This window comes from Phocaeicola sp. (genome assembly GCF_048170425.1).
Classification (GTDB): Bacteria; Bacteroidota; Bacteroidia; order Bacteroidales; family Bacteroidaceae; genus Phocaeicola.
Map to the genome: position 1 here is coordinate 1 of NZ_DBEXBB010000123.1, position 7,068 is coordinate 7,068.

6 protein-coding genes and 2 tRNA genes are annotated in these 7,068 nt (G+C 42.3%); 2 read left to right on the forward strand and 6 right to left on the reverse strand.

The features are described from left to right. Positions 1-384: 384 nt before the first annotated feature. The 5 genes from ACMJ0U_RS04810 to ACMJ0U_RS04830 all read right to left on the reverse strand — a co-directional run bounded on the left by ACMJ0U_RS04810 (position 385) and on the right by ACMJ0U_RS04830 (position 5,960). Entirely contained in the window at positions 385-1,578 is a 1,194-nt protein-coding gene (locus ACMJ0U_RS04810; protein WP_417128525.1) for a pyridoxal phosphate-dependent aminotransferase, read from the reverse strand. A gap of 84 nt (positions 1,579-1,662) precedes the next feature. Continuing rightward, on the reverse strand, positions 1,663-2,364 hold the full coding sequence (locus tag ACMJ0U_RS04815; RefSeq protein ID WP_417128526.1) for a Bax inhibitor-1/YccA family protein: 702 nt from the start codon (positions 2,362-2,364) through the stop codon (positions 1,663-1,665). Between the two features lie 12 nt (positions 2,365-2,376). Continuing rightward, positions 2,377-3,591 carry a bifunctional 3,4-dihydroxy-2-butanone-4-phosphate synthase/GTP cyclohydrolase II gene (locus tag ACMJ0U_RS04820; protein WP_303241248.1) on the reverse strand — a complete coding sequence of 405 codons (1,215 nt, stop codon included), beginning with the start codon at positions 3,589-3,591 and terminating at the stop codon, positions 2,377-2,379. Between the two features lie 15 nt (positions 3,592-3,606). Next, positions 3,607-5,499 (reverse strand): LptF/LptG family permease, encoded by a 1,893-nt coding sequence (locus ACMJ0U_RS04825; RefSeq protein ID WP_417128528.1) that lies wholly within the window; start codon positions 5,497-5,499, stop codon positions 3,607-3,609. A 77-nt stretch (positions 5,500-5,576) separates the two neighbouring features. Next, positions 5,577-5,960, reverse strand: a complete 384-nt coding sequence (locus ACMJ0U_RS04830; RefSeq protein ID WP_417128530.1) for an START-like domain-containing protein — start codon at positions 5,958-5,960, stop codon at positions 5,577-5,579. A 314-nt stretch (positions 5,961-6,274) separates the two neighbouring features. Here ACMJ0U_RS04830 and ACMJ0U_RS04835 point away from each other — a divergent pair. Together ACMJ0U_RS04835 and ACMJ0U_RS04840 are read left to right on the forward strand one after the other, a co-directional pair. After that, positions 6,275-6,348, forward strand: a tRNA-Met gene (locus ACMJ0U_RS04835). A 57-nt stretch (positions 6,349-6,405) separates the two neighbouring features. After that, positions 6,406-6,479 (forward strand) — tRNA-Met (locus ACMJ0U_RS04840). 371 nt (positions 6,480-6,850) lie between these two features. On the opposite strand, the gene ACMJ0U_RS04845 is transcribed toward ACMJ0U_RS04840, so the two are convergent. Next, on the reverse strand, positions 6,851-7,009 hold the full coding sequence (locus ACMJ0U_RS04845) for a hypothetical protein (RefSeq protein WP_417128532.1): 159 nt from the start codon (positions 7,007-7,009) through the stop codon (positions 6,851-6,853). Between the last annotated feature and the right edge of the window lie 59 nt (positions 7,010-7,068).

A 7,068-nucleotide genomic window follows, 5' to 3' on the forward strand; every position in this document is an offset into this window, starting at 1 on the left:
TTATCCAACCCTCTATGACGAGTATCTCAAATGGTATCCCAAATAAAGAACCGCCACGTGCGGAACCGCATGCGTGGTGGTGTGAGAGGTCGGAAAACGAAAGTAGGAAGAAAACTACTTCGTTTTCCTCCTACTCGATTGCTTTTTTGGAATAGAGTGGATGTTTTTCGAGGGACTTTTAATGGTTGGAAAACTCTCTTGTGTTTGGTTTCAAACGTAAGTACGTTTTAATCAAAACGTAAGGGAGTTGTACTTCAAACGCCTTTGTGTTTTATTGTAAACGCTTAGGCGTTTTTTCGGAAACGTAAAAGCGTTTGGAAGAACATAAAAAAATAGCTCTGGAATTTTTCCAGAGCTATTTTTTTATACTTGGTTGATAAATGTTTATTTCAAACGAGCCAATGTTTCTTTGATGCGGCGCATAGCTTCTACGATGTTCTCGTCAGAAGTAGCATAGCTCATACGGATGCATTCAGGTGCACCAAAAGACGTTCCGCCTACGCAAGCCACGTGGCCTACTTCCAACAAGTACATAGCCAAGTCGTCTGCATTGTTGATTATACGGTCACCGTCTTTCTTACCGAAGAAAGAATCACATTTCGGGAAGAGGTAGAAGGCTCCTTGTGGGAAGTTCACTTCGAATCCCGGAATTTCCTTCGCCAGTTTCACAATCAGGTCGCGGCGGCGTTCGAATGCTTTACGCATTTCTTCTACCGGTGACTGGGTACCAGTGTAAGCTGCTTCAGCAGCCTTCTGTGATACAGAGCACGGACCTGAAGTATATTGTCCCTGCAGTTTGTTTACACCTTTTACAATCCATTCCGGTCCGGCAATGAAACCGATTCTCCATCCGGTCATGGCGTATGCTTTAGACACTCCGTTTACAATTACTACATGGTCTTTGATTTCTGCAAACTGAGCAATGCTCTGGTGCTTACCGATGTAGTTGATGTGTTCGTAAATTTCGTCAGCGATAACGATTACGCGTTCGTGTTTAGCCAATACTTCAGCCAGTCCCTGCAATTCTTCTTTGGTATATACTGAGCCGGTCGGGTTAGACGGAGAGCAAAGAATCAGGGCACGGGTGTTCGGAGTGATGGCAGCTTCCAGCTGTGCAGGAGTAATCTTGAAATCTTGTTCAATACCGGCACGTACAATGACAGGAGTTCCTTCTGCCAGTTTCACCATTTCCGGATAGCTAACCCAGTATGGAGCCGGAACGATTACTTCGTCGCCTTTGTTAATTAAAGCCATGATGGTGTTGCAGACAGACTGCTTGGCACCGTTTGCACAGCTGATTTGAGCGGCTGTATATTCCAGACCGTTTTCATTTTTTAATTTTGCCACAATGGCATTACGTAAAGCCGGGTATCCGGCAACTGGAGAATAACGAGAGTAGTTTTCGTCAATAGCTTTTTTAGCGGCTTCCTTAATGTGATCCGGTGTATTGAAATCCGGTTCTCCTACGCTCAGGTTGATAACGTCAACCCCCTGAGCTTTAAGCTCACTACTTTTCTGTGACATAGCCAATGTAGCCGAAGGCGAGAGGCTATTCAAACGATCTGAAAGTTGGTTCATGTTATTGTGTTATTAAAGTTGGAATTTCTTTGCAAAAGAAGCTAATTTCTTCCATATAAAAAAGAAATTAGCTTCTAAAAAGGTTTATTTTCTATCTCCAAGTATCCGGAGAAGGTAAATGAACAGGTTGATGAAGTCAAGATACAGGGTCAAGGCTCCCATCAGGGCAATTTTCTGTGTGGTTTCGTTAACTTCAATGTCATCGTGCGACAGGAGTTGCTTGATTTTCTGTGAATCGTAGGCCGTCAGTCCCACAAAGAGCAGTACACCGATATAGGAAATAACCATGTCCATCATTGAGTTGTGCAGGAACAGATTGACCAGTGAGGCGATAATCAGCCCGATAACTCCCATCAGGCAGAGGCTGCCGATACGGGTAAGATCTTTCTTGGTTACATACCCGTAAAGGGCGGTTACTCCGAATGTACCGGCTGTCACGAAGAAAGTGGTAGCAATGGAGCTTAACGTGTAAATCAGGAACAAGACGGACATCGTGACACCGTTCAATACCGAATAGGCGATAAACAGGAGTGTGGCCGTGGTGAAACTGATTTTATGTATACGGGCAGAAAGATACATCACTAGTCCTACTTCAGCAATCAGCAATCCCCAGAACATGATGGAGTTCTGCATGATGGTTTCAATCAGGGTGTACGACTTAGCTACGTACATGGCTACAAAGCCCGTGATGACGAGTGCCAGTGTCATCCACAGATATACACTGCGGAACAAAGCGGTTTGAGCAGCTTTGCTGGCATAGCTTTTTACTAAGTTATTTGTTTCCATAAACTTTCTTGATTATTTATTGAAATGTAAGGTATGTCCCATTCTTTCTTTCTTGGTGTGCAGGTAACGCTCATTGTACGGATTAGGAGTGACTTCGATAGGTACGTTTTCTACAATCTCCAGTCCGTAAGCTTCCAGTCCCACGCGTTTCACCGGATTGTTGGTCAGCAAGCGCATTTTGTGGATACCAATTTCACGCAAAATCTGAGCACCTACTCCGTAGTCGCGTTCGTCGGCCTGATGGCCCAGGCAGATGTTGGCGTCTACCGTATCCATGCCTTCTTCCTGCAACTTGTAGGCTTTCATTTTTTCCATAAGTCCGATGCCACGTCCTTCCTGGTTTAGGTAGATAACGGCTCCTTTTCCCTCTTTTTCAATCTGTTCCATGGCTTTGTGCAACTGGTCGCCGCAATCACAACGCATAGAGCCGAAGATGTCGCCGGTAGCACATGAAGAATGTACACGTACCAGTACTGGTTCGTCTTCAGAGAATGTACCTTTAATTAAAGCTACATGTTCCAGACCGTTGCTTTTCTGACGGAACGGAATCAGACGGAAATGACCGTGTTCGGTAGGCATGTCTACTTCCACTCCTTTTTCTACCAGTGATTCCTGTTTCAGGCGGTAAGCGATGAGGTCGGCAATGGAAATCAGTTTGAAACCATATTCGTCTGCCATTTTTTTCAGTTCCGGCAGACGGGCCATAGTGCCGTCTTCGTTCATAACTTCCATCAGGGCAGCAGCAGGATATAAACCGGCCAGGCGTGCCATATCTACGCAGGCTTCTGTATGTCCGGCGCGGCGCAATACACCTTTTTCCTGTGCATACAAGGGGTTGACATGTCCCGGGCGACCGAATGTTTCCGGTGTGGAAGTCGGGTCAGCCAAGGCACGGATGGTTGCGGCGCGGTCGGCAGCCGATACACCTGTAGTACATCCTTCCAGTTTATCGATGGTAACGGTAAACGGAGTTCCTAATACAGAAGTATTGTTGGATACCTGATGCGGTAAATCCAGTTCCTCGCAACGTGATATAGTGATAGGGGCGCAAAGTACACCTCTTGCATGTTTCAGCATGAAATTTACTTTTTCCGGGGTAATCAGTTCTGCAGCCACTACCAGGTCGCCTTCATTCTCGCGGTCTTCGTCGTCTACGATGATGACGAATTCTCCTTTGCGGAAATCTTCGATTGCCTCTTCAATTGTATTCAGTTTGATTTTCTCCATAATGATATTGATAGTTTAGAATGTTTTTTTGATTCTTTCTTGTATGTCGCGGCTATTCTTGACAATGGTTTTCAAATCCTTGTCCAGGCGCACGCGATAGCGCCAGATGTTCAGCCAGATAAGCAGTCCGGCCGGAACGATGATTCCAATCAGCAGATTTAACCATCGGTTGTCTGATACGCTCTTATGAGCCTTTACAGATAAGAACGGATAATTGTTCAATAAGTTCAGCAATACTCCGTCTTTTGTATTGGAAAGCTCTTCTACGAGCCCTTCCATTTGCAGGCTGATTTCCTTGATGGCATCATCATGCTTGTTGTTGGTGAACACCTGATAATAGTTCGGTGGTCCCAGCAGTTTGTGATTCGCTCCATAAGTTTCGCATTCCTGACACAACTTGTCCAAATCCTGACAGATGCGGGTATAGTCTGGTGTGTGGATAATGACCTCTTTCTTAAAGACATGGCGTGAAACTCTTATTCCAAACAGTTTGCGGAAGAAGTTTACATATACGTCGATGTTGAATACCACAGAGTCCTTATTTGATTTGTAAGTAAGGAAACCGCCTAGCGGAGCCAGTATGATGGTACTCATCCATGTTCCAAGTATAATATTCATTTCTCCACTTTTGGCCACACGCGTAGCTCCGGAGTCAATAATATAGTAAAGTACGAAAATTAATACGGAAATCACTACAGGCATACCCAATCCTCCTTTACGGATGATGGCTCCTAATGGAGCTCCGATGAAGAAGAATATGATACAAGCCAGTGAAAGGGTTATCTTTTTATGCCAGTCTGACTGATGGCGGCGGATGTTGTTGTCGGCATCTCGGGTCATGTAGCTTTTCATGCTCCAGTCTGACATGAGTGAAGAAAGGCGCGTTTCTGTCGTATTCAGTGTTTTCAGCTTTTGGGCAGAAGTCATACCGTTCAGAATACTGTCTGTATTGATAATGGCAAGATGTTCCTTCTCAATCTTTGTAGAGTCTGTTTTGGTAAGTATTGGTTTCCGGTAGGTCGTTTTCATGGCATCTGAATACATGGCGCGTCCCACACTATCGGCATACATGTTGAGTGAGTCGATAGCTAAGGAAATTTCGTTCATGTTCTTGATGTCCGAACGCTGGTTCAGAAAGTTTCCATCCACCATTTCAAAGTTGGTATCGAAAGCAATCAGCGTATGCTTTTCCTTGAACGTTTCCCGGCGATAAGGGACATTTCGGGAGATGACAGATTGTGATTTTAGATTTTCGAATTGTTCTCCATTGTAGAGGTGCAGATACAAGTGCTTTTTGTCTGCTGTCAGTTCTAGTTTACCTTCTGCGGCCCAAATGATATGGGCATTTTCAAATCCGTCTGAGAAATTATAAATTAATACATCTTGCAGGATACCCGTATCACGGTCTTTTTTCTTTACGTAGATATTATATCCTTCAATGTCGCTGTAAAATACTCCTTCCGGAATGTCTACTTCCGGAGATTTCTGTTTCATTGAGACCAATAATGTCCAAAGTTCTTTCTGTGCCTTAGGACCGATGACATTCTGGAAAAAGAATGACATGACTCCCAAGAATATGCAAAATAATACGACCGGGCGGATAATGCGGAACAGAGGTATTCCCGCTGCCTTCATGGACAAGAGTTCGTAGCGTTCTCCAAAATTACCGAATGTCATCAGGGCAGCCAACAGAATAGCCAATGGAAGTGACAATGGAATCAATGTGAGTGCCGATAAAAAGAAAAACTGAGCAAGAACATTGATTTCCAAACCTTTTCCTACTAGTTCATCGACATATCTCCATAGAAACTGCATCATGAAAATGAAGAGGCAGATAAAAAATGTCCCGGAAAAGAGCAGCAGAAAACTCTTTAAAACGAATATATCAAGTTTTTTTATGCGTAGCATTCCTGTTTTATATTATCAGTATGCAAAAGTAGCACAAAAAACGGACAGCAAAATAAAGTTTTGTATATTTTATAGATTTATACACCGAAAACTCTTTTTAAAGTTTCGATTTGTGAATCCCAAAGGTTACGTACATCCTCTTCTTCTCCTGGCTCTGCGAAATCCGTTACTTCTAGTGTGTGGTCTGTAGTCAATTCATTGTAGTGAATTTTCAACTCGAAATAGCTTTTAGTCTCTTCATCGTCCAACCAGTGGAAGCGGATGAAAAATTCAGGCCGGCTGTTTACTACGATGGCTCGACGTGTTTCCGTTTTTCCCCAGCGGAAAGTATAGGTTTTTCCTTCTTTGGTAACATGGTCGGCAAACCAGCGTTGTAAACCTGCTGTGGTACTGATGGCGTTCCATATGATGATACTAGAAGAGGGATTTAGCGGATATTCAATTTGTGTTTTTCTTTTCATGGTGTTTTTGGTGTTTTTATTCGTATTTTTTGCAACGGCGGCAAATTAAAGTATTTTTTTGTTTACTCCATAATGATTGAGAATTTTTTTCGGTTTTTTCTTCACTTTTGAGAAGTCATGAGGGAGTGATAATTGTGGTTTGAATACTTCCTGTTTTATTCATAGAATGAGCACTTGTATTGTTTTCAGCAGGTTATCAAAGTTCTGGATGAGTGTTAACGTAGATATTTATAGAAAAAAGAGCAAAAAAGAGAATATAAATTTGCGTAATTCAAAAACTTACTCTATCTTTGCACCCGCAATCACGAAATGATGGCGGGATAGCTCAGCTGGTTAGAGCGCATGATTCATAATCATGAGGTCCCCGGTTCAATCCCGGGTCCCGCTACAGAAAATGATTTAGCCGTTGGGTGGCTTCCACGCCTGGCGGTTTTTTTAATGGAATGGCGGGATAGCTCAGCTGGTTAGAGCGCATGATTCATAATCATGAGGTCCCCGGTTCAATCCCGGGTCCCGCTACAAGGCATAACAATTTAGTTATCAGGCATTTAAGAAAGTATATTTCTTAGATGTCTTTTTTGTTTATATAGCTCCTTGCACAGATTTTGCACAAAAGTTGAGGTAAAATGGTGATAATCAATGAAATCGTAAGAAAAAATCACCTCAAAAATATCTTTCTTTGCTTTTCCTCAATTTACTTGCTCTTTCTTAACGATATGTTCTGCACACTGCTTGAAGATGTCCGATGATGAGGCTTACATTATATATATTGTGTGAGAACGAATCTTCTTGCACAAAAAATTGCACAAATGAGTATAATAAAAGGGATAATCTACACACCGGTAGTTATCCCTACATATCGCAATAAATTTGAATGAGTAGTGCTCTCATCACGATTTTATGATTTTCATATTCTTTAATATGTACCCTATTTGACTTATACCATGACCATAGTTGTTGTTAATTAAATAAATAGTATCTGTCATTTTAGGAAATTCCTTATCAAATGAAAACTTACTTCTTTTTTTGTCTTTTTCTTTCTTGTTCATAATAATATTGTTTTTAATGGTTATCTATGTATTCCATATTTCGCCGCTATATCAAACAG

Coding starts and splice junctions, on each gene's coding strand:
- ACMJ0U_RS04810 (WP_417128525.1), bottom strand. CDS start 1,578: ATGAACCAACTTTCAGATCGTTTGAATAGCCTCTCGCCTTCGGCTACA.
- ACMJ0U_RS04815 (WP_417128526.1), bottom strand. CDS start 2,364: ATGGAAACAAATAACTTAGTAAAAAGCTATGCCAGCAAAGCTGCTCAA.
- ACMJ0U_RS04820 (WP_303241248.1), bottom strand. CDS start 3,591: ATGGAGAAAATCAAACTGAATACAATTGAAGAGGCAATCGAAGATTTC.
- ACMJ0U_RS04825 (WP_417128528.1), bottom strand. CDS start 5,499: ATGCTACGCATAAAAAAACTTGATATATTCGTTTTAAAGAGTTTTCTG.
- ACMJ0U_RS04830 (WP_417128530.1), bottom strand. CDS start 5,960: ATGAAAAGAAAAACACAAATTGAATATCCGCTAAATCCCTCTTCTAGT.
- ACMJ0U_RS04845 (WP_417128532.1), bottom strand. CDS start 7,009: ATGAACAAGAAAGAAAAAGACAAAAAAAGAAGTAAGTTTTCATTTGAT.